This is a genomic window from Superficieibacter electus (assembly GCF_002915575.1).
Lineage (GTDB): Bacteria > Pseudomonadota > Gammaproteobacteria > Enterobacterales > Enterobacteriaceae > Superficieibacter > Superficieibacter electus.
Window position 1 is genome coordinate 188,244 of sequence record NZ_PQGD01000006.1, and the last position, 21,136, is coordinate 209,379.

The 21,136-nt window shown below is 53.1% G+C and carries 19 protein-coding genes and 1 pseudogene; 9 read left to right on the forward strand and 11 right to left on the reverse strand.

Translation table 11 applies throughout. The features are described 5' to 3' along the window. The first annotated feature begins 51 nt into the window (after nucleotides 1-51). The 5 genes from CHU32_RS09130 (at nucleotide 52) to CHU32_RS09150 (ending at nucleotide 4,504) form a co-directional block, all read left to right on the forward strand. Nucleotides 52-555: a hypothetical protein gene (locus CHU32_RS09130; RefSeq protein ID WP_103675474.1), complete on the forward strand. Its 504-nt coding sequence runs from the start codon at nucleotides 52-54 to the stop codon at nucleotides 553-555. A 222-nt stretch (nucleotides 556-777) separates the two neighbouring features. After that, on the forward strand, nucleotides 778-2,103 hold the full coding sequence (rimO, locus tag CHU32_RS09135) for a 30S ribosomal protein S12 methylthiotransferase RimO (protein ID WP_103675475.1): 1,326 nt from the start codon (nucleotides 778-780) through the stop codon (nucleotides 2,101-2,103). Nucleotides 2,104-2,224: 121 nt separating this feature from the next. Next, nucleotides 2,225-3,310: an SMI1/KNR4 family protein gene (locus tag CHU32_RS09140; RefSeq protein ID WP_103675476.1), complete on the forward strand. Its 1,086-nt coding sequence runs from the start codon at nucleotides 2,225-2,227 to the stop codon at nucleotides 3,308-3,310. 118 nt (nucleotides 3,311-3,428) lie between these two features. Then, the gene (locus CHU32_RS09145) at nucleotides 3,429-4,118 is read left to right on the forward strand and encodes a hypothetical protein (RefSeq protein WP_103675477.1); all 690 of its coding nucleotides are present in this window, start codon (nucleotides 3,429-3,431) and stop codon (nucleotides 4,116-4,118) included. Nucleotides 4,119-4,120: 2 nt separating this feature from the next. Continuing rightward, complete coding sequence (locus CHU32_RS09150) at nucleotides 4,121-4,504, forward strand: DUF4288 domain-containing protein (RefSeq protein WP_103675478.1); 384 nt, start codon at nucleotides 4,121-4,123, stop codon at nucleotides 4,502-4,504. A gap of 22 nt (nucleotides 4,505-4,526) precedes the next feature. Here the strand turns inward: CHU32_RS09150 and CHU32_RS09155 are convergent, their stop codons facing one another. From CHU32_RS09155 to iaaA, 6 genes and pseudogenes are all read right to left on the reverse strand, one after another. Continuing rightward, complete coding sequence (locus CHU32_RS09155) at nucleotides 4,527-5,063, reverse strand: metallophosphoesterase (RefSeq protein ID WP_116480915.1); 537 nt, start codon at nucleotides 5,061-5,063, stop codon at nucleotides 4,527-4,529. Nucleotides 5,064-5,146: 83 nt separating this feature from the next. Continuing rightward, nucleotides 5,147-6,058 carry a glutathione ABC transporter permease GsiD gene (gene gsiD / locus CHU32_RS09160; protein WP_103675479.1) on the reverse strand — a complete coding sequence of 304 codons (912 nt, stop codon included), beginning with the start codon at nucleotides 6,056-6,058 and terminating at the stop codon, nucleotides 5,147-5,149. Beyond that, a pseudogene (gene gsiC, locus CHU32_RS09165) lies at nucleotides 6,059-6,979 on the reverse strand (glutathione ABC transporter permease GsiC). It lies immediately after the preceding gene. 49 nt (nucleotides 6,980-7,028) lie between these two features. Further along, a complete protein-coding gene (gene gsiB / locus CHU32_RS09170; RefSeq protein WP_103675480.1) occupies nucleotides 7,029-8,570 on the reverse strand; it encodes a glutathione ABC transporter substrate-binding protein GsiB in 1,542 nt (513 codons plus the stop codon). Nucleotides 8,571-8,599: 29 nt separating this feature from the next. Next, nucleotides 8,600-10,444, reverse strand: a complete 1,845-nt coding sequence (gene gsiA, locus CHU32_RS09175) for a glutathione ABC transporter ATP-binding protein GsiA (protein ID WP_245880203.1) — start codon at nucleotides 10,442-10,444, stop codon at nucleotides 8,600-8,602. Between the two features lie 10 nt (nucleotides 10,445-10,454). Beyond that, the gene (gene iaaA, locus CHU32_RS09180; RefSeq protein WP_103675482.1) at nucleotides 10,455-11,396 is read right to left on the reverse strand and encodes a beta-aspartyl-peptidase; all 942 of its coding nucleotides are present in this window, start codon (nucleotides 11,394-11,396) and stop codon (nucleotides 10,455-10,457) included. A 189-nt stretch (nucleotides 11,397-11,585) separates the two neighbouring features. Here iaaA and moeA point away from each other — a divergent pair, with 189 nt between their 5' ends. Next, nucleotides 11,586-12,821 carry a molybdopterin molybdotransferase MoeA gene (gene moeA / locus CHU32_RS09185; protein WP_103675483.1) on the forward strand — a complete coding sequence of 412 codons (1,236 nt, stop codon included), beginning with the start codon at nucleotides 11,586-11,588 and terminating at the stop codon, nucleotides 12,819-12,821. Further along, the gene (gene moeB, locus CHU32_RS09190; RefSeq protein WP_103675484.1) at nucleotides 12,821-13,573 is read left to right on the forward strand and encodes a molybdopterin-synthase adenylyltransferase MoeB; all 753 of its coding nucleotides are present in this window, start codon (nucleotides 12,821-12,823) and stop codon (nucleotides 13,571-13,573) included. Before moeA ends, moeB begins: the two co-directional genes overlap by 1 nt. Before the next feature lie 44 nt (nucleotides 13,574-13,617). Here the strand turns inward: moeB and CHU32_RS09195 are convergent, their stop codons facing one another. Next, nucleotides 13,618-14,532, reverse strand: a complete 915-nt coding sequence (locus CHU32_RS09195; protein ID WP_103675485.1) for an Rpn family recombination-promoting nuclease/putative transposase — start codon at nucleotides 14,530-14,532, stop codon at nucleotides 13,618-13,620. Nucleotides 14,533-14,789: 257 nt separating this feature from the next. Between CHU32_RS09195 and CHU32_RS09200 the strand changes: the two genes are divergently transcribed. Next, on the forward strand, nucleotides 14,790-15,605 hold the full coding sequence (locus CHU32_RS09200; protein WP_103675486.1) for a Cof-type HAD-IIB family hydrolase: 816 nt from the start codon (nucleotides 14,790-14,792) through the stop codon (nucleotides 15,603-15,605). A gap of 40 nt (nucleotides 15,606-15,645) precedes the next feature. Here CHU32_RS09200 and CHU32_RS09205 read toward each other — a convergent pair whose 3' ends face one another. Further along, nucleotides 15,646-16,053 carry a hypothetical protein gene (locus CHU32_RS09205; RefSeq protein WP_133159238.1) on the reverse strand — a complete coding sequence of 136 codons (408 nt, stop codon included), beginning with the start codon at nucleotides 16,051-16,053 and terminating at the stop codon, nucleotides 15,646-15,648. A 132-nt stretch (nucleotides 16,054-16,185) separates the two neighbouring features. Beyond that, complete coding sequence (locus CHU32_RS09210; protein ID WP_103675488.1) at nucleotides 16,186-17,778, reverse strand: ABC-F family ATPase; 1,593 nt, start codon at nucleotides 17,776-17,778, stop codon at nucleotides 16,186-16,188. Nucleotides 17,779-18,064: 286 nt separating this feature from the next. Between CHU32_RS09210 and ldtB the strand changes: the two genes are divergently transcribed. Continuing rightward, a complete protein-coding gene (ldtB, locus tag CHU32_RS09215) occupies nucleotides 18,065-18,985 on the forward strand; it encodes a L,D-transpeptidase (protein ID WP_103675489.1) in 921 nt (306 codons plus the stop codon). Nucleotides 18,986-19,028: 43 nt separating this feature from the next. On the opposite strand, the gene CHU32_RS09220 is transcribed toward ldtB, so the two are convergent. After that, entirely contained in the window at nucleotides 19,029-19,745 is a 717-nt protein-coding gene (locus CHU32_RS09220) for a GntR family transcriptional regulator (RefSeq protein WP_103675490.1), read from the reverse strand. Between the two features lie 17 nt (nucleotides 19,746-19,762). Then, a complete protein-coding gene (locus tag CHU32_RS09225; protein ID WP_103675491.1) occupies nucleotides 19,763-21,070 on the reverse strand; it encodes a PTS sugar transporter subunit IIC in 1,308 nt (435 codons plus the stop codon). Nucleotides 21,071-21,136 lie beyond the last annotated feature (66 nt).

The window sequence follows — 21,136 nt, forward strand, 5'->3', positions numbered from 1 at the left end:
AAAAAGGATAAAACACTTTAAATAATATCCTTTACCTAAGGCATTCTTATTTTGAAAAATCCTCTATTACTTTCATTTATATTCATTACCTCATTGATTATAACTTATTGGTTAGCCAATTATTTCGGTAACAATTTTACGACTACCATTTCTTATGTATCAATAGTCGGCGCGACGATTTCAAATAGTTATCTGTTCAGTAAAGACAAAAGGGTAATAACCTGTCGAGGTAAACCTATTGATGTTTTTACCATTATAACGTATGCCATTCCCCTCGGCATGATCGGCGGCCGTTTTGTTTTCAGCTTTTGGGGACCCAGTGTTAGTGGCGAAAGACCTCCCGTTAAGTGGGGAGATTTAATCGTTTGTATTATTGCTCTTATCTGGCTGGTCTGTGATGCTGTCATTAATATGAAGAAGAATCGCGCCTGCAAGCCCGGCGATGACGTTAAGGACAGACAGCAAAACGCGGACATTGATACCAGCTCAGACCTGCAACCGGCAAGACAATCCATTACCATCAAGGAAGCTGAAATCAGTAAGATACCAGAGTAATTAGCCTTCCAGTTCTGGTAAGCCAGGTTATGCTGGCTTACGGGTAGACCATTAACCACGGGGCCGGCAAATTTTATGTCCGCCCCTGGCTGTTAATTTAACTCCCAACCTCCCGCTATTTTCCATGAACAGGGAGCAGGCAGAGATACCAGTACAAATTTTCGTATAATCTCTGTAGAATCCTTGCCCTAACCACTTCCAGATTAGAACACTTTTTATACTATGAGCAATGTAACATCCCAGCCAAAAATCGGCTTCGTCAGCCTCGGCTGCCCAAAAAACCTTGTCGATTCAGAACGTATCCTGACCGAGTTGCGCACCGAAGGTTATGATGTCGTACCACGTTATGACGATGCCGACATGGTCATTGTCAATACCTGTGGTTTCATTGACAGTGCGGTCCAGGAGTCGCTGGAAGCGATTGGCGAAGCGCTGAATGAAAATGGCAAGGTCATTGTGACAGGTTGTCTGGGAGCTAAAGAAGATCAAATCCGCGAAGTGCATCCTAAAGTGCTTGAGATTACTGGCCCACACAGTTACGAGCAGGTATTGCAACACGTTCACCACTATGTACCAAAGCCAAAACACAATCCGTTCCTGAGCCTGGTACCGGAACAGGGTGTGAAACTGACGCCGCGTCATTATGCTTATCTGAAGATATCTGAAGGCTGCAACCATCGCTGCACCTTCTGCATTATTCCTTCCATGCGTGGCGATCTGGTCAGCCGCCCTATTGGCGACGTTTTAAGTGAGGCGAAACGTCTGGTGGATGCCGGGGTAAAAGAAATTCTGGTCATTTCGCAGGATACCTCGGCCTACGGTGTGGATGTGAAGCACCGTACTGGTTTTTACAACGGCGAGCCGGTTAAAACCAGCATGGTCAGCCTGTGCGAGCAGCTTTCAAAACTCGGCATCTGGACGCGTCTGCACTACGTGTATCCTTATCCGCATGTAGATGATGTGATCCCGTTGATGGCAGAAGGCAAAATTCTGCCCTATCTCGATATTCCGTTGCAGCATGCCAGCCCGCGCATTCTCAAGCTCATGAAACGTCCTGGCTCCGTTGACCGCCAACTGGCGCGCATTAAGCAATGGCGTGAAATCTGTCCAGAGCTGACCCTGCGCTCAACGTTTATCGTCGGCTTCCCGGGTGAAACAGAAGAAGATTTCCAGATGCTGCTGGATTTCCTCCAGGAAGCCCGTCTGGATCGCGTTGGCTGCTTCAAATACAGCCCGGTTGAAGGCGCGGGTGCCAACGAGTTGCCGGACCAGATACCGGAAGAGGTAAAAGAAGAACGCTGGAACCGCTTTATGCAGCTTCAACAGGCGATCTCCGCCAGCCGTCTGCAAGAGAAAGTCGGTCGTGAAATCCTCGTTATCATTGATGAAGTCGATGAAGAAGGGGCGATTGGCCGCAGTATGGCCGACGCGCCGGAAATCGACGGCGCGGTTTACCTCAACGGTGAAACCAACGTCAAACCGGGCGACGTGGTGCGGGTAAAAGTCGAAAACGCCGACGAATACGACTTGTGGGGAAGCCGGGTGTAATGTTCCGGCATGGCGCAACAATCGTGAGCGCCAGCAAAAATATCCGCTCGGGAAAGCGGGTATTATTGCGCGTGGTCAGGCTGAACGGCCAGCCACGCGTTAATCACAGGGAATTGATAACATGACAAAAGTATCGAAAACGCTGATTGCAGGTGCCGTCCTGTTAATTATTTGTCTTGCAGCAGGTACCGCCTGGCACAAGCAGCAAAACGGTCAATCGCTGTTTAGCTACCTTCTTAATCAAACCCGAAATCCTCAGCCTTCGGGAAGCTATATCACTGATGAGCTTGCCGACGATCAAATCGAAGAAAATCTGCGTATTGATATCAATGGTCAATCGTTAACGCTGGCGGTTAACCTATCGGCAAAAAAAAATTATGTCGTCCTGCCGCCCGTTACCGAGCCGGTCCCCTATCGCCTCTCAGGGGATGCGGTCATGACCAATGGCGTTACCTGGCCCATCACCGGTGGCGGAGTGCTGTTACCCAATAGCTTTACGCGTCAAACCATGTCTGCTGGTCGTTCGTTGGCCGACTTTTTCTCCCTCTGGCGTGATGTGACCGACCAGTTGGCACCGTATCAGGCCGGGCTGACGACAACGCTAACCAACAAGCCGTTTTCGAGCGCTGAAATCGCCAGCGCAGAGGCCCGTCTCGGCATCACCTTACCGGATTTTTATCTCAATCTGGCTCATGATGGCCGAAGCTGGCAGGTTGTTAAAACCGATCGGCAGCAACCGGTTTTCAGGCTACTGGCACCCGCAGAGCTAATCACCGCCGCCGACTGGGTGGAAAAATACGTCGGTACGCCAGAATGGAAAACAACGCGGCCTGAAGAGTATGCGCAACTGCAAAAAGATGTGGTATTTGCGGTCGCCAACGGCGAACCGTGGATATTTCGCGGCGGGGAATATCTTTGTGAAGACGATCGTCCCTCGGTCGATACAGGCTATATTGACCGTGGCGAGTTTTTAAGCGATGACACCGATCCTTTTGACTATTACTTTATTGGCCCGGGATACTGTGAAGATGGCGACACGTTGCAATTTTGGCAAGCGCTGATGAGCAGGGCCTTGCGCGATGCGTTGCCGGAAGAGCAGTTTACCTTTGTCGATAAAAATAGCTGGGTGGAAGTGACGCGTACCGGAACGCAGCCGCATGATACGCTCGAAGGGTATCTGCAAGGAGAATGGTGGGATGCGGAATAATATTATCAGGGAAAAGATGAATATGCATAATGCACCATTTCTACCTGGTTTATTTGTGAGCTATATATGGCTACTGTTCACCTTGCCAGAGTAAGCTCGTTAAAAAAGGGAAATACTAATGACATTCTCCCGGCAACGGCTTCACTATGCAGAACGCCAGTGGAATAAAGAAATGGCCTTCTTCCGACAATATAAACCGCTGGAGGAACATACGCTTTATCTCCTGCTCAACGATCCCGATCCGCTAAAAAGAAAAGCGGCGGCGATGCATTTGCAGCTTCGGGGACTGGGCCTGAGCGTTGCACAAAAAATGTGCCATTCAACCAATTATAAAGCACGCGATCTTAGTTGCTTTATTCTCGGCCAGATCGTAACGCCTGAATCCATTCTCCCGGCAATTATGGCGCAACTTGATGCGCTCGCCGCCAGCGATCCCACCGCCACCGTACGGGGTAGCGCGATTAGCGCAATGGGCCATCGCTGGGGCAAAAAAGCGGATTTCTGGCCCATGCTGGCAAATCGCTGCCGTCTTGCCGCAACCGATACTTCTGTCACCGTGCGCGTTAGCGTGGCGGGCGCACTTTGTCACAACACTCATCCTGATGAAACCCTGCTGCCTGTGCTGATACAGTTACTGCGCGATAAGCAGGGTGAAGTTCGCAGTTGGGCGGGCTGCGCGGTAAATGGTCAGGGCTATGATACGCCAGAGCTGCACGCTATTTTTGCCGCCATGCTCAATGACGAACACGCAGGCGCTCGCGATGAAGCTAAGATCTGGCAGGAAGAACATTCGGTTAAGGAGGAATAAGTATGGTCTGGTACGTTGCTCATGCGGTGTTCAGCGTGCGCTTAAAAAGGGGCCAGCGGAAAAAGCTGCTGATTAAGGAAAATCTTTATCTACTGGAGGCGGATCCCGGCGAAGATGCGCTGGAAAAAGCGATCGCCATCGCCAAAGCCAATCTGGTGGATGACGACAGCGAAACGCTGGACAGGCAACCCTGCGTGACCCGCTTCGAGGGCATTCGCAAAATAATCAGCATCAGCAACCCGATTGAACGCGACGACCTGACGCAGGATGACGATCCTCCCGTCAGCGGCAGCGAACTAACCTATGAGCATCTGTTACTCAGCGAGGAACAGCTTAAACGATACCTGCGCGGCGAGCGGGTAAACACGTACTGCCTCAACAGGTAATAACGCCGCCCCTGCGGAAAGGTTACTTTTTGACCTGTTTAATCAGCGAATCAATACTCACCGGAAAGAAATGATTCACATCCACGCCAACGTTGATCGCCCGCTCGCCCAGCACGTTTAACCGCTGGCGCTGCTGTGGATCTTTTCCCGAATTATGCACATGGCCATAGAGATGAAACGCATCGCGAAAGAACCCCTGCCACTCCAGGATCGGGTAGTGAAACATCACGAATTTCTCTTTTTTATAGTCCAGTACGTAATAATCTTTTATCCATTCAAACGCTGAGACATCAAATTCTGGGTCGTTTAAAAATTTATCGTGATTACCGCGAATAAGATATTTTTTACCGTTCAGCCGGCGGAGGATATTGTTGGCATCTTTCCCGGTACCGTGAAACATGAAATCACCCAGAATATAAATTTCATCCTCGTGGCGCACGCAGGCGTTCCAGTTATGAATCAACGTGTCATTCATATGCTGGATGCTATTAAACGGACGCCCACATAAATTAAGAATATTCGAGTGGCAGAAATGGGTATCTGAAGTCACATAGATCATATTTTTGTCCTTTGCCGTGACGCTCCTGAATTGCCAGCCAGTTTATCGTTACCCGAGTACAGGGGGCAATACCAACCCCCTGCTCACCCTTTAATCTTCGGGTCCAGCGCATCCCTTAGGCCATCCCCCAGCAGATTAAATGCCAGCACCGTCAGAAAGATGGCAATAGCCGGAAACAGTGCCACGTGCGGAGCCATCACCATGTCGGCGCGGGCCTCGTTCAGCATCGCGCCCCACTCCGGCGTCGGCGGCTGTGCGCCGAGGCCAAGGAAAGAGAGGCTGGCGGCGGAAATTATCGACGTCCCGATACGCATCGTAAAATAGACCACAATCGACGACACCGTTCCCGGCAGGATATGGCTGAATAAAATCGTCATATCGCTGGCCCCAATACTGCGGGCCGATTCGATAAAGGTCTGATGCTTAAGCACCAGCGTATTTCCCCGCACCAGACGGGCAAATGCCGGAACGGAAAAGATAGCGACCGCGATAATCACGTTAGCCATCCCGCTGCCCATCACCGCCACCACGGCAATCGCCAGTAGAATACCGGGAAACGCAAACAGCACATCGCAGATGCGCATGATGATGCGGTCCCACCAGCCCTCGTAGTAGCCCGCCAGTAACCCCAGAACGGTACCAATGAGCGCCCCGATCAGCACGGCAAAAACCCCCGCCGCCAGCGAGATTTGCGTCCCGACCAGCACGCGGCTGAAAATATCGCGTCCCAGGGAATCCACGCCAAACCAGTGCAGCATGGAGGGCCCGGCGTTCAGCCGGTCGTAATCAAAATAGTTTTCCGCATCGTAAGGGGCGATCCACGGCGCGATAGCAGCGACAATAATCAGCAGCAGGACAAAAATACCGGCGGCGATAGCTAATGGCTGATGACGAAACCGCCGCCAGAATTCGTGCCACGGCGTGCGGACCCGCTCGGGTTTGACGCCGGGCATCGCATCAATGATGGCCTGACGCCGCCAGTTTAGCAGTCGCACTTATTTATACCTGATAGCAGGGTTGATTGCGGCATAAAGCAAATCCACCATTAAATTAATAAGAATAAATTCCAGCGAAAAAAGCAGCACTTCTGCCTGAATCACCGGATAGTCACGCATCTCAACAGAATCAATCAGCAGTCGCCCCAATCCCGGCCAGTTAAACACTTTTTCCACGACAATCGAGCCGCCGAGCAAAAAACCGAATTGCAGGCCCATCATCGTCACCACCGGGATCATGGCATTACGCAAGCCATGCTTAAGCACAATCCAGGTTTCGCTGACCCCTTTTGCTCTGGCGGTGCGCATATAATCTTCGTTCAACACATCAACGAACGAGGCACGGGTAAAACGCGCCATTACCGCTGCTACCGCCGCCCCCAGCGTCAGAGAAGGCAGAATATAATGCCGCCAGCTGTCAGCGCCAACGGTTGGCAGCCAGCCGAGTTCAACAGAGAAGACCTGCATCAGTAACATGCCCAGCGCAAAGGCCGGAAAAGAAATGCCGGTAACAGCAAGCGTCATACCAACACGATCCGGCCAGCGGTTACGCCACACCGCCGCGACGATCCCCGCCGCGAGGCCAAACAGCACCGCCCAGGCCATGCTTGCCAGCGTCAGCCACAGCGTAGGCATGAAACGGCTGGCTATCTCCTGCGAGACAGGACGACGGGAGACCATTGATTGCCCGAAATCCCCCTGAAGAGCGCTGGTGATATAGTGCCAGAACTGAATATGCAGCGGCTGATCCAGCCCCAGTTGCTGACGCACCATGTCAATGACCTAGGCGTCAGCTTCCGGCCCGGCAATCAGCCGCGCCGGATCGCCGGGCAGCAGATGCACGAACAAAAAGACCAGCACGGCCACGATCAGCAGCGTTGGGATCAATCCCAGCAGGCGTTTGAGGAAATAGTTAAGCATTATTTCACGCCACCTTCATGCAGGCTGTAGCCCCAAGAGACGCTCAGCCTCACTGCTTGAGGTCCGCATTGTCAAAGCTAAAGCCGGTATCCGGCATGATATAAAACCCGGTCAACGTTTTACTGTGGGCGGAAACCAGTTTTTCGACCACCAGCGGTACCCACGGAGACTCTTTCCAGATGGTATCCTGGGCATCTTTATACAGCCGCGTTTTCTCTTGTGCAGAGTTGGTTTTCAGCGCGTCGGCCAGATCTTGATCTACCTGTTTGTTGCTGTAAAACGCGGTGTTAAAAAGCGCTGGCGGCCAGTTCTGGGTGGCAAACAACGGCGACAGCGCCCAGTCCGCTTCCCCGGTTGAAGCTGACCAGCCGGTGTAGAACATGCGCACGCCGCTTTCTTTCTGCCCTTTACCTTCTACTTCCGCCGCACGCTGACCGGCATCCATCGCGGTAACCTGCGCTTTGATGCCCACCTGTCCCAGCTGCTGCTGGGTGAATTGCAGCACTTTCTGTGCCGTACTGTGATTGTGCGACGACCACAGCGTGGTGCTGAAGCCGTTCGGATACCCCGCTTCTTTCAGCAGCTCACGCGCTTTTGCCGGATCGTAAGGCCACGGCTGGTAGCTGCTGGCATTGGCAATGGCCGGAGGTACAACGCCGGTGGCTGGCGTGGCGTACCCGGCAAAAGCCACTTTCACCAGCGCCTGGCGGTTGATCGCATAGTTGATGGCTTCACGCACTTTCGGGTTGTCGAACGGTTTTTGCGTCACGTTCATACTGATGTAACGCTGCATAATCGACGGGCTGGCAACCAGTTCCAGCTTGCTGTTTTTCTCAAGCAGCGGGGCCTGCTCGTAGGGGATCGGAAACGCAAACTGCGCTTCGCCGGTCTGTAACATCGCTGCACGAGTGTTGTTATCCACCACCGGACGCCAGGTAATGGTATCCAGCTTCGGCAGCCCTTTTTGCCAGTAGTCCGGATTCTTTTTCACCTTCACAAAATCAGTCTGATTCCATGTTTCCAGCTGATACGGGCCGGTGCCAACCGGATGGAAACCAATCTCTTTACCGTATTTTTGCAGCGCCGCCGGCGAGATCATCGCCGTCGCCGGGTGAGCCAGCACGTTGATAAAGGCGGAGAAGGGCTGCTTAAGGGTAATTTTTACCGTCGCAGGATCGATCACTTCGGTCTTATCAATATTCTTATACAGATTAAACCGTTTAAGGTGATTCTCCGGGTTGCTGGCGCGATCGAGGTTGGCTTTCACCGCCGCGGCATCAAACGCCGTCCCGTCCTGGAACTTAACGCCCTGACGAAGTTTAATCGTGTAAGAAAGGTTATCATCAGAAACGGTGTAGCTTTCCGCCAGCACGTTTTGCAGCTTCATGTCTTTATCAAGACCAAACAACCCCTGATAAAACGACTTCGCGACCGCCTGAGATAACGTATCGTTGGCATCATACGGGTCGAGAGTCGTGAAATTCGAGCCGACCGCCACGACGACGTCTTTTGCGGCGAATGCGGGCGCGGCGACCAGCGCGGAAGCGATCCCGGCGGCAATCAGCCATTTACCTGTCATGCGTTGTGTCATGTTATTCTCCTGAGGCCCCTGCCTGTTATTTATAATGGTGAGCCAGAACGTGCAACGTAATGCCCCGGTGCAACCTGCTGCAACGGCGCAATCGCCACCTCTTCTCCTCGCTTGTAGATATTTCCCGGAATATCATCGGACAACAGCACACGTTGCGGGCGACGATGTGCGGGATCGGCCACTGGAACAGCAGCCATCAATTTGCGGGTATACGGATGCTGCGGATTCTCAAACAGCGCGCGGCGCGGACCGATTTCGACAATTTGTCCCCGATACATCACCGCGACGCGGTGGCTGATACGCTCCACCACCGCCATGTCGTGCGAAATAAACAGAAAGGCGATCCCCATCTCGCGCTGGAGGTCGAGAAGCAAGTTGATGATCTGCGCGCGAATAGACACGTCCAGTGCGGACACCGATTCATCGGCAATCACCACTTTTGGGTTCAGCGCCAGCGCGCGGGCAATACAAATACGCTGACGCTGGCCGCCGGAAAACTCATGCGGATAGCGCCAGGCATGTTCCGGCTTAAGGCCGACGCGTTCCAGCAGCCAGGCAACCCGGCGCTGTGCTCCGTCTGCGTCCAGTAACCGATGCACCCGCAGCGGTTCCATAATCGAATAGCCCACCGTCTGCCGTGGATCGAGCGAGGCATACGGGTCCTGAAAAATAAACTGAATATCGCGGCGTAGCGGCTGAAGTTTACTGGTCGGCAGCGTGTCGATGCGTTCACCATTGAAGGTGATAGTACCGCTTTGCGATTCGACCAGCCGTAGCAGCGCACGACCGGTGGTCGATTTACCGCTGCCCGACTCCCCCACCAGCGACAACGTTTCACCAGGCCATAAATCAAAGCTGACGTTTTCGACCGCGTGAACTTCGCGGGTGATGCGATTGAAGATGCCGCCACGTAGCGGAAAACGGGTGATCAGGTCGCGGACCTGAAGGATGGGCTTGCCAGCAACCACCGTATCCTGCGCCGCCTCGTCCTCCTGCTCATCGCCAGAAAGCGGAAAACGCCGTGGCAGATCGCTGCCGTGCATCGCACCGAGTCGCGGGACGGCAGCCAGCAATGCGCGGGTATAAGGATGCTGCGGCGCTGTAAAAATCTGCTCCACGCTGCCCGTTTCTACCGCCTCACCCTGATACATGACCAACACCCGATCGGCAATATCGGCGACAACACCCATATCGTGAGTGATGAAAATTACGCCCATCGCCATATCCTGCTGGAGGACGTCGATAAGCCGTAAAATCTGCGCCTGAATAGTGACGTCCAGCGCGGTGGTCGGCTCGTCGGCAATCAATACCGCCGGGCGGCACGAGAGGGCCATGGCGATCATTACTCGCTGGCGCATCCCCCCCGAAAGCTGGTGCGGATAGCTGTTCAATACCGACTGTGATTCCGGAATACGCACCTGCTCCAGCATTTTTTTGGCTTCCGCCAGCGCCTGGTGATGATTCAGTCCCTGATGCAACCGGATCGACTCGGCAATCTGTTCGCCGACGGTAAAGACCGGGTTAAGCGAGGTCATCGGCTCCTGAAAAATCATAGCGATATCCGCCCCGCGCACTCGCCGCATCTGCGATGCCGACAGTGTATTCGGCTCAATCGCCTGGCCATTACGACGACGCAATAAAAACCTGTCGCAGGAGACCGTTGCGCCAGCCTGTTCAATCAGACGCATCAGCGCCAGCGCCGTGACGGATTTCCCCGAGCCGGACTCGCCAACTATCGCCAGCGTTTCACCGCGCTGCAAGGTAAACGACAGGTCGCGCACAGCGCAAACGCTCCCCTGCTGCCCGGCAAATGAAATGTTGAGATTGTTAACCGCCAGCACGTCGCCGGCAGCGAATGGTTGACCTTGCGGCAACGGCGTCTCCTTATTCGCGATAAATTCCAATAGTGGGCGTATCTCCGGCATATCCCCACGCACGATACATTCCTTCGCTGTTGAAAGGCAGGACCACATTGCCTTCCCGGTCAATAGCGATTAATCCTCCGCTTCCCCCCAGCGCCGGTAATTTTTCCATCACCACCCGCTCACAGGCTTCCAGCAGGCTCAGACCACCGTATTCCATAAGCGCAGAAATATCGTAGGCCGCGAGCGTGCGCATAAAGACCTCGCCAGTACCGGTGCAGGATACCGCCACGCTGGCATTGTTAGCGTAGCATCCGGCACCGGGTATCGGGCTGTCACCCACCCGCCCCGGCAGCTTGTTGGTCATGCCGCCGGTAGATGTAGCGGCGGCAAGATCGCCAGCTTTATCCAGCGCCACAGCGCCCACTGTGCCCATTTTCGTACGTTCGTCCAATGGGGCAACAGAGTGATCCAGCTGTAGTTCTCCCGCCTCACGCGCGACAAGAAGCTGTTCATAGCGCGCCGGCGTGGAAAAAAGGGCGCTATCAACACGCTCCATGCCGTGCCGAAAAGCAAAATTCTCGGCCCCATCGCCGATGAGCAGAACATGGGGGCTTTGCTCCATCACCAGACGCGCGGCCAGCACCGGGTTACGCAGGTGAGAAACGCCCGCCACCGCACCGGCTTTCAGGCTACGGCCATCCATAATACAGGCATCAAGCTCATGCGTTGCATCGCGGGTGTAGACCGCACCGATGCCTGCATTGAAAAGCGGGCACTCCTCCAGTTGTCGTACCGCTTCGCTGACCACATCCAGCGCACTCTCGCCCGCCTCCAGCATTGCCTGGCCATACTCAACAATGGCTGAAAGGGCGGCAATGTACTGCTGTTCCCGCTCCGGCGTCATCTGCGCGCGCGCAATGGCTCCTGCTCCTCCATGAATCGCAATGACCGCATTTCCCATGTTTCCCTTCCTGTTACAACAGCGTCACGGCTTTTTCTATAGATATCATTACCGTGGCAACTCTTTTATACAAATTTTGAATATAGAAAGATGCGGCGGTGATGTAAAGGTTAAGCCGACGCTGGCATACAGCTAAAAGCCGTTTTCTGCCATAATGGCGCATTCGATTTTTATCCGCAGGAGTTTTTTATGAATGTTAACGCCGGACTGATACCGCTCGACGACGCCCTGTCGCAAATGCTCAACCGCATTGCCCCGTTGACGGAAGCGGAAAGCGTTCCGCTAATTCAGGCCTTTGGTCGCGTCACGGCGCAGGATACCGTTTCGCCGCTGGACGTTCCCGGCTTTGATAACTCAGCGATGGACGGTTATGCCGTGCGCCTGGCGGATCTCAACACCGACAGCCCTCTGCCGGTAGCCGGAAAAAGTTTTGCCGGGCAGCCTTTTCAGGGCGAATGGCCGCAAGGTACCTGCATCCGTATTATGACCGGTGCGCCGGTACCTGCGGCCTGCGATGCAGTAGTCATGCAGGAGGAAACTGAAACCAGTGAAGCGGGCGTGCGTTTTATCGCCAACGTGCGCGAGGGGCAAAACATTCGTCGCCGTGGGGAGGATATTCGCCGCGATGCCACCGTGTTACCGGCAGGAACTCGTTTGACCGCGGCGGAACTACCGATTCTGGCCTCGCTGGGCATTGCCAGCGTGAACGTAGTGCGTAAAGTGCGCGTCGCGCTGTTCTCAACCGGTGATGAGCTTCAGTTGCCGGGTCAGCCACTGGCAGAGGGACAGATTTATGATACCAATCGCCTGACGGTGCATTTAATGCTGGATCAGCTCGGCTGTGAGGTGATCAATTTAGGTATTGTGCGCGACTCACCGCAGCAGTTGCGGGAGACTTTTCTGCGCGCGCGCCAGCAGGCGGACGTTGTAATAAGCTCAGGCGGCGTCTCGGTGGGTGAAGCGGACTATACCAAAACCATTCTTGACGAACTGGGCGAGATTGCGTTCTGGAAACTGGCGATCAAACCGGGAAAACCTTTCGCCTTTGGCACCCTTGGCGATAGCTGGTTTTGTGGACTGCCAGGTAACCCGGTCTCAGCAGCCCTTACCTTTTATCAGCTGGTACAGCCGCTGCTGGCGAAGCTCAGCGGCAACACTACGGCAATCCTGCCGCCGCGCCAGCGGGTACGCACGGCCTCGCGCTTAAAAAAATCGCCGGGACGACTCGATTTTCAGCGCGGGATCTTACAGCGTAACGCGCAGGGCGAGCTGGAAGTACATACCACAGGCCATCAGGGTTCACATATTTTCAGCTCGTTCAGTCAGGGGAATTGTTTTATTGTCCTTGAACGTGAGAGGGGCAACGTTGAGGCCGGTGAATGGGTAGAGGTAGAGCCGTTTAACGCCCTGCTGGGAGGCCTGTAATGGCAGAGGAACTCAGCGATGCCGAAATGATGCGCTACAACCGGCAAATCGTGCTGCGCGGGTTTGATTTTGAGGGTCAGGAGGCGCTGAAGGCCGCGCGGGTGCTGGTTGTCGGTCTGGGTGGACTGGGCTGCGCTGCGGCGCAATATCTGGCGGGCGCTGGCATCGGGCAGCTTACGCTGCTTGATTTCGACACGGTTTCCCTCTCCAATCTGCAGCGGCAAACGTTGCACAGCGACGCGACCCTCGACCAGCCAAAAGTACTCTCCGCGCGTGACGCGCTGGCGCGGATCAATCCGCATATTACCATCACGCCCGTTAACGCCCTGCTGGATGAGCGCGCGCTCTGCTCGCTTATCGCGCAACACGACCTGGTGATGGATTGCACCGATAACGTGGCGATTCGCCAGCAGCTAAACGCTGGCTGTTTTGCCGATAAAATACCGCTGGTCTCAGGCGCGGCTATCCGCATGGAAGGGCAAATCTGCGTCTTCACCTACCAGCCTGGCGAGCCGTGCTACCGCTGCCTGAGCCGTTTATTTGGTGACAATGCGCTGTCCTGCGTGGAAGCAGGCGTCATGGCCCCGCTGGTGGGGGTGATAGGTTCGATGCAGGCGCTGGAAGCCATTAAAGTGTTGGCCCACTATGGCACGCCCGTTGCGGGGAAAATAGTAATGTATGACGCAATGACCTGCCAGTTCCGCGAAATGAAACTGATGCGTGCGCCGGGATGTGAGGTGTGCGGGGAGTAAGTCGCCAGGCACCTTTAGCCGGGGTGCCTGTAACTGGCGAGTGATTAAATGCCGTGAGCCAGCAGTTCTTCGCGGCTCAGGCCGGTGATCTTCAGCACCGCTTCGCGCTCAATACCATTTTCAAGCATGGTACGGGCAATACGCAGCGCTTCTTCCTGACGGCCCTCCTGACGACCTTCACGTCTGCCATCATTGCGGCCTGCCTCATGCCATCTTTCAGCAAGTGTCATCAGCTCCTCCTTGTGTTGCGGTAAGCGTCTGGCGATATGGCGGAAAACCGAATTACAATTTGGCGCATCGCCGCACCGCGCCAGATAATTAAACAGCGTTTCCCGCTGGGTGTCGGTATTGTATCCCATCGCCAGAAGCGAGACCAGTTGCTCAACGATCATCATCAGGTCTCTCTGACGAATATGCTTTTGCACCAGCTCAAGCAGGGCTACGCGGCGGTGTTGCATAATCTGCGCGTCCGCAATGAAGGTGATATCCACCAGCGGAAACGAGGTTGAATAGAGCTGGCGTGCCAGCGCCGGATCGGCAAATTCATCCAGCCAGCACAGGGGCCAGGGATACGGGCTTTCAATACCGTGATAAAAGAGCATGGGAATGACCAGCGGCAATTTTTTATTGCCTTTATCCAGATGGCGCTGCATCACGTCCATCGCATAGCGCATTAACCTGAACGCCATCAGCGCATCGGGTGAACTTTGATGTTCAATCACCACATAAATATAACCTTTGCCTGCACAGGTATTCACCGACCAGATCACATCAGAATGATAAGCACGCAAATCTTTTTTCACGAAGCTTGCTGGCTCCAGCCTGAGGGTACGCAAATCGCACTGTTGACGCAGGGCTGGCGGCAGATGGATATCCAGAAAATCCTGTGCGGTCTCAGGGTGGCATAAAAATTGTTTAAACACCGCATCATGCGGTGTGGCGGTGGTGACCTTTTCCATGACAATCCATTTCAGGGTTTACACGATGGCGAAACTGTATCGACTTCCTTTGCGCTGCGCATGCCGGCTTTTTCGGTTTCACGCGGCGGATTCAGAAAATAATCGGCTTATCAGTAATCTGTTCAGCATGCTGGAATCAATGTCGCAAAAGCGAGCCGCCACCTGATCATAAGTCTGCACAAGCATAATTTATGCGTGCATTGCTTCGCTGACGCATTAAAATATGCGGCATTGCCGTTTTCGCCAGGAGCACCTTTATGACCGTGAAAGTTATCGTCACCGATATGGATGGTACATTTCTTAGTGACGCTAAAACCTATGACCGCCAGCGTTTTTTAACGCAATTTGATCAACTTCAGCAACGCGGTATTGAATTTGTGGTCGCCAGCGGCAACCAGTACTATCAGCTGATCACCTTTTTCCCTGAAGTGCGCGATTCGATTTCTTACGTTGCCGAAAACGGCGCGCTGGTTTATGAACACGGCCATGAGCTTTTCCACGGCGAACTGACCCAACGTGAATCGCAGATTGTGATTGGCGAACTGCTTAAAGACCCGCAACTTAACTTTGTTGCCTGCGGCCTGGAGAGCGCTTATGTCAGCGATAAAGCGCCGCAAGCGTTTGTTGAACTGATGGCTAAACATTATTACCGTATGCAGCGTGTGAGTGATTACAGCGACATCAATGACAAACTATTTAAGTTCTCGCTTAATTTGCCGGATGAGCAGATCCCTCAACTGGTTGATGCATTGCATGTCTCACTTGAAGGCGTAATGAAACCGGTGACCAGCGGCTTCGGCTTTATCGATTTAATTATTCCCGGCTTACATAAGGCCAGCGGTATTAGCCGGCTGCTACAGCGGTGGGATGTTTCTCCGCAGGCATGCGTTGCCATCGGGGATAGCGGCAACGATGCAGAAATGCTCAAGCTGGCGAAATATTCTTTTGCCATGGGTAATGCGGCCGACAGTATTAAGGAAATTTCTCGCTATACGACGGATGATAACAATCACCATGGTGCGCTGAACGTTATTCAGGCCGTGCTGGATAATACACCGCCGTTTAACGAGTGACACTTTAGCCGGAGCCACTCGCTCCGGCAGTTGAAACCGGCTAATTAACCAAAATAGCGAAAAGTTTCCATGAGTCCCCTTCTTTGCGCATTAGTACCTTGATAGCACCTTGCGATCCATCGTTAAAGCTCACATTGCCAGAGAGGCTCTCTTCATTATTGACTTGCTCGATACTAGTAAAGCTGTAGTCTTCAATGTCGGAAAAATTCATAGAACGCGTTAACAGAATAAATCTATCCTCAGTCATTCTGCCTTGCAGGGCTTGCGAGCTTTGCTGATATGCCGCGACAGTTTGCCCACTTCGCAGAAGGTCAACTTCGGCTCGTGCCGCATCCTTCATACCACTAAGTAAGGTAAACCCCAGCGTGATAATAGCGCCTACAAAAACAATAACCCCGATAATAAGGCTTTTACGTGACTTTTTATTGTGCAGTGCGGACAGACTCACCTGCCACCTGGACTCCTGAATTAACGCAACCAGCGGGTCCATCATTCTTAAAAAGAAATAAAAAAAGCAACCTCCGTGTGGAGGTCACCAGAATAATTGCGGGCTTACAGTCCTGAAAGCCCACAATGGCAATTACTCGATGCCCTGGCTGCGCAGGTAATCTTCGTAATTACCGCTGAAGTCCACCACACGCTGCGGGGTAATTTCCAGCACGCGGGTCGCCAGCGAGCTGACGAATTCGCGGTCGTGAGAGACAAAAATCAACGTCCCTTCGTACATCTCCAGCGCCATGTTCAATGATTCGATGGATTCCATATCCAGGTGGTTAGTCGGTTCGTCCATCACCAGGATATTTGGCTTTTGCATCATTAACTTGCCGAACAGCATACGTCCTTTTTCGCCACCGGAAAGCACTTTCGCGGGTTTTTTGATATCGTCCTGGCTGAACAGCAAACGCCCAAGGAAGCTACGTACCACCTGCTCATCATCGCCTTCCTGCTTCCACTGACTCATCCATTCAAACACGGTGAGATCGTTGGCGAAATCGTCCGCGTGATCCTGGGCATAATAGCCGATGCGGGCGTTTTCCGACCATTTAACCGTTCCGCTGTTGGCCTCAAGTTCACCGACCAGCGTTTTCAGCAGCGTCGATTTACCGACGCCGTTGGTACCGAGAACCGCCAGTTTTTCCCCTACTTCAAGCAGTAAACTGACATCTTTAAACAGCGGTCCGTTATCGAAGCCTTTGGTCAGCTTCTCCACTTCAAGCGCATTTCGGAACAGTTTTTTATCCTGCTCGAAGCGAATGAACGGGTTCTGACGGCTGGAAGCTTTCACCTCATCCAGCTTGATTTTATCGATCTGGCGGGCACGAGAAGTCGCCTGGCGCGACTTGGAGGCGTTGGCGCTAAAACGGCTGACGAAAGATTGCAGGTCGGCAATTTGCGCCTTTTTCTTGGCGTTGTCGGCCAGCAGACGTTCACGTGCCTGGGTCGCCGCGGTCATATATTCATCGTAGTTGCCCGGATAAATACGCAGCTCGCCATAATCCAGATCGGCCATATGGGTGCAGACCATGTTGAGGAAGTGACGGTCGTGCGAAATGATGATCATCGTGCTGTCACGTTCGTTAAGCACCTGCTCAAGCCAGCGAATAGTATCGATGTCGAGGTTGTTGGTCGGTTCATCAAGCAGCAGAATGTCCGGGTTAGAGAATAGCGCCTGCGCCAGTAGCACACGCAGCTTCCAGCCAGGGGCGATTTCACTCATCGGACCGTAATGTTGCTCTACCGGAATACCAACGCCCAGCAGCAATTCACCGGCGCGCGATTCAGCGGAATAGCCGTCCATCTCGCCGTACAGCACTTCCAGATCGGCCACTTTATAGCCGTCTTCTTCGCTCATTTCCGCGAGAGCATAAATGCGATCGCGCTCCTGCTTCACTTCCCACAGCTCGCTGTGGCCCATGATCACCGTGTCGAGCACCGAGTACTCTTCAAAAGCGAACTGGTCCTGACGCAGCTTACCGATACGTTCATTAGGATCGAGAGAAACATTACCCAGCGTCGGTTCTAAATCGCCGCCGAGGATTTTCATAAACGTGGATTTACCGCTGCCGTTCGCGCCAATCAGGCCGTAACGGTTGCCGCCGCCAAACTTGACGGAAATATTTTCAAATAGCGGCTTACTGCCGAACTGCATGGTGACGTTGCTGGAAACTAACACGCGTAATTCCTGAAAAAGTGTGACAAACCGCTAATTATGCCACTTTGGCGCAGCTTTTTCACGAAGTGAAATTGATTGATGCCCGCCGTTACGTTAAAAGCCGGCTTTATGCCAGGATTCTGAATTAAAATCAGTCCCCTGCATTTGCGTCTAAAATGTAGTCAGCGGAAAAAAGTGTGATTTTGCACACATCTATTTCCCACTCAACGGGAATGCACCTATAATGCGCTCCCAATGATAGTGGACTTTTAAACCAACAGCCTGTGGCACCGGTATCTTGCTCAATATGAATATGAAACTAAAGACCCTTTTTGCGGCGGCGCTGGCTGTCGTAGGCTTTTGCAAAACAGCTTCAGCCGTCACGTATCCTCTGCCTACCGACGGCAGCCGTTTAATTGGTGAAAACCAGGTCATTCAGATCCCTGATGATAACAAGCAGCCGCTGGAGTACTTTGCAGCGGAGTATCAGATGGGGCTGTCCAATATGCTGGAAGCCAACCCGGGCGTGGATACTTACCTGCCAAAAGGCGGTACCGTGCTGAACATTCCTCAGCAACTGATCCTGCCAGATACCGTGCATGAAGGGATTGTTATTAATAGCGCCGAAATGCGTCTGTATTACTATCCGAAGGGTACCAATACGGTTATCGTGCTGCCGATTGGTATTGGTCAGTTAGGCAAAGACACCCCGATTGCCTGGACGACAAAAGTCGAGCGTAAGAAAGCGGGTCCGACCTGGACACCAACGGCGAAAATGCATGCTGAATACGCTGCGGCAGGCCAGCCGCTGCCAGCGGTGGTTCCGGCGGGTCCGGATAACCCGATGGGCCTGTACGCCCTGTATATCGGCCGCCTGTACGCTATTCACGGCACTAACGCCAACTTCGGCGTTGGCCTGCGTGTCAGCCACGGCTGTGTACGTCTGCGTAACGACGACATCAAGTTCCTGTTCCAGAATGTGCCGGTCGGTACGCGGGTACAGTTTATTGATGAGCCGGTTAAATCGACTACCGAGCCAGACGGCAGCCGTTATGTCGAAATACATAACCCGCTTTCCACCACTGAAGCCCAGTTTAATGGTGATGAAGTGGTGCCGGTTACCCTGACCAAAGCGGTGAAAAAAGTCACTGACCAGGCGGATGTTGACCAGTCTGTACTGGAACAGGCTATTCAGAACCGTTCCGGGATGCCGGTTCGTCTGAACTAAGTCCTGACGCTTGCCCGGACGATACCACGCTCCGGGCAGGCGGTTAACCGTTATTGACGATCACAATCCCGCTGTGATCGTAGCGATAATGACAGTGGGCGTACTCCAGCGGCGTGCCATCCTCCAGATAAATCACCTGTTCGACTTCCATCACCGGGTCAGTCTCCTGGCAATTCAGATACTGCATATCCAGGACATCAGGTTTGAGTGCCCTGACAACCCGATACGATCCCATCATCTTTAGCCCCAGCGTTTGCTGCAGGTACTGAAAGACAGAACCCTCAAGATGAGAGCGACTCAGACCGGGGACCAGGTTGACAGGCATAATGGTGGCATCCAGGGACATCGGCTCATCGTTAAGCAGGCGCAGGCGGATAAAGTCATACACTGGCGCATCGGCATTAATCAGCAGCGACGTTTGCTCTTTCTCGGTTGGGAACCGTAGTTCAAAGCGGATAACCACGCTGCTGACCCTACCTTTATGGCCCCATGTTTTGGTCGCGCCAAAATAGTCGCTGCCGGCCAGATCCCACTGGGAAAATTGATGGAAATTTTTGCGGATAAAGGTGCCCTGCCCCTGGCGGGTATACACCAGCCCTTCAATGATTAGCTGGCGCATCGCCTGCTGGATCGTCATCCGGCTGGTGCTGAACTCGGCTGCCAGTGCAAACTGATCGGGCAACGGCTCATTCGCGGGATACTGCTTACTCATAATTCGTCGCCTGATTTCCCGCGCGATTAATACATACTTCGCTGCCATTGCCCTTCCTTTATTATTTACGCTATCTCACTGTTTTTCTGTGCCACTCTCTCTGCAATTTTGAGAAAAGGCAGGTAGAAGAATACACCAAACACAATGATGATCAATTGTACGACTACGGCACGCCAGTCACCGGCGGTAGCAAGCCAGGCGCTAAGTACAGGTGGTGTGGTCCAGGGGATCATGACTACGCAGCGCGACATCAAACCCAGCGTCGTACAAACCCAGGCAAAAAAGATGCCGATGGCGGGCAGCAGGACAAAGGGGATCATCAGAGGAATGTTAAAAACAATTGGCAGGCCAAAAATGACCGGTTCATTGATGTTAAACAGGCCGGGGGTGATTGCCAGACGTGCGACCTGTTTGGCCGCTTTCTGACGCGAAAAAATAAAAATCGCAATGAGCAGAGAAATCGTGCTGCCGGTACCGCCAATCATGCCAAACGTCGGCACGAAGATATTGTTGATGATATGCGGTATTGGCTGACCGTTAGCAAACGCCAGCATATTCTCATTGGTATTAATCAGCAGGAATGGCTCCAGAATGACACTGTTTACTACCGCCTGATGGATACCGAGCGTAAACAGGAAGTTACCGAAGCTATAGATAAATAGTGTCCCTGGCAGACTGGTATTAATCATGCGCAGCGGCTGCTGGATAAGCGTAGTGATTAAGTGGATCAAATCAGTATGCAGCAGATTAGCCAGCAAGGCGGAAAACAGCGCAAATAACGACAGCGTGAGAATCGTCGGAATGAGCGAGGAAAATGACTGACTGACCGCCGGAGGCACATTTTCACCCAGCGATATTTTTAAGCGCTCAATCCGTGCAATACGGATAAAAATTTCAGTCGATAACAAACCAATAATCACTCCGGCAAAAATCCCGGTAGTGCCAATATTCGCGAAGGTTAATACCTGGGTAATACTGACCGTGGTCTTCGCGCCGACAGGTATCAAATCAACCTGCATCGGCATCATGATAATAAAACTACATATCGCAATAATGACCGCCGACACCGGATTGTCGATGTGTTTATTACGTGCCAGTGACCAGGCAATCATTGGCGCAATCAACAGGGCGGCAATATTCAACGTCCCGTTGATAATTGCATCACCCCATAGTTTAAACTTCGTCAGCGTTTCCCCTTCCATTACCCACGGAAACACCACATTATTTACCAGCACCGCCAGCCCGGCCAGAATGAAAATTGGCATGATGGCAGCAAACGCGTCGCGCAGAGAGCGTAAATGTACCTGCCCTGCGATCCGCGCGGAAATATCAACGAAGCGATCGGTAAAAGACTGCATATTTGTACCAGACATAGCAGAACCCTTTCTTTTATACCCTGGACAATTCAGGTCGCAGAGCGCTGCGACCTGTAATCAGTA

Excerpts from the sequence above, each read along its gene's own strand:
- CHU32_RS09150 (WP_103675478.1), top strand. The coding sequence starts at position 4,121 with ATGGTCTGGTACGTTGCTCATGCGGTGTTCAGCGTGCGCTTAAAAAGG.
- CHU32_RS09200 (WP_103675486.1), top strand. The coding sequence starts at position 14,790 with ATGACCGTGAAAGTTATCGTCACCGATATGGATGGTACATTTCTTAGT.
- moeA (WP_103675483.1), top strand. The coding sequence starts at position 11,586 with ATGAATGTTAACGCCGGACTGATACCGCTCGACGACGCCCTGTCGCAA.
- CHU32_RS09225 (WP_103675491.1), bottom strand. The coding sequence starts at position 21,070 with ATGTCTGGTACAAATATGCAGTCTTTTACCGATCGCTTCGTTGATATT.
- CHU32_RS09220 (WP_103675490.1), bottom strand. The coding sequence starts at position 19,745 with ATGGCAGCGAAGTATGTATTAATCGCGCGGGAAATCAGGCGACGAATT.
- iaaA (WP_103675482.1), bottom strand. The coding sequence starts at position 11,396 with ATGGGAAATGCGGTCATTGCGATTCATGGAGGAGCAGGAGCCATTGCG.
- CHU32_RS09145 (WP_103675477.1), top strand. The coding sequence starts at position 3,429 with ATGACATTCTCCCGGCAACGGCTTCACTATGCAGAACGCCAGTGGAAT.
- CHU32_RS09155 (WP_116480915.1), bottom strand. The coding sequence starts at position 5,063 with ATGATCTATGTGACTTCAGATACCCATTTCTGCCACTCGAATATTCTT.
- rimO (WP_103675475.1), top strand. The coding sequence starts at position 778 with ATGAGCAATGTAACATCCCAGCCAAAAATCGGCTTCGTCAGCCTCGGC.
- CHU32_RS09195 (WP_103675485.1), bottom strand. The coding sequence starts at position 14,532 with ATGGAAAAGGTCACCACCGCCACACCGCATGATGCGGTGTTTAAACAA.
- moeB (WP_103675484.1), top strand. The coding sequence starts at position 12,821 with ATGGCAGAGGAACTCAGCGATGCCGAAATGATGCGCTACAACCGGCAA.
- CHU32_RS09140 (WP_103675476.1), top strand. The coding sequence starts at position 2,225 with ATGACAAAAGTATCGAAAACGCTGATTGCAGGTGCCGTCCTGTTAATT.
- ldtB (WP_103675489.1), top strand. The coding sequence starts at position 18,065 with ATGAATATGAAACTAAAGACCCTTTTTGCGGCGGCGCTGGCTGTCGTA.
- gsiB (WP_103675480.1), bottom strand. The coding sequence starts at position 8,570 with ATGACACAACGCATGACAGGTAAATGGCTGATTGCCGCCGGGATCGCT.